Origin of the sequence: Xenorhabdus bovienii, from assembly GCF_024721015.1 — a bacterium.
Lineage (GTDB): Bacteria > Pseudomonadota > Gammaproteobacteria > Enterobacterales > Enterobacteriaceae > Xenorhabdus > Xenorhabdus bovienii.
Map to the genome: position 1 here is coordinate 1 of NZ_JANAIF010000346.1, position 385 is coordinate 385.

Genomic DNA, 385 nt, shown 5'->3' on the forward strand with positions numbered 1-385 from the left:
CGGTATTCTTTATCCTCAATTCGCTGGCGCAACCCAATCCGGTCGATCAGTTTTACCATAACGACTGGGTTGAGCAGGCATTTCCGCTCTACAGCGGTACGCCGATGCACAAGATGCTGAAGCAAAGCCCGTGGCTGGTACAGGCGAAAAGCAGCCAGCTATACCAGATAGGGGAGATGCTGGAGCGCCACGCACTCAGTGATAACAGTTGGGGCTGGGCATACCGCAGTCATATACCTTGGCAGGAGCAGCTTACCCACTGGCAACACCGGCAACTGGTCATGATGAATGGCGAACAGGTGCTGTTCCGCATTATGGATGCCCGTGTTTTTGGCGCGATGATCCCTGCCTTCACGCCTGGCGACTGGTCACTGATGCTGTCGCC

At 55.6% G+C, this 385-nt stretch carries 1 protein-coding gene; it reads left to right on the forward strand.

Going from position 1 to position 385, the window contains the following annotated elements:
* Positions 1-385, forward strand: a 385-nt coding sequence (locus NXS07_RS20915; protein ID WP_258087622.1) for a DUF4123 domain-containing protein, incomplete at both ends; no start/stop codon positions are given.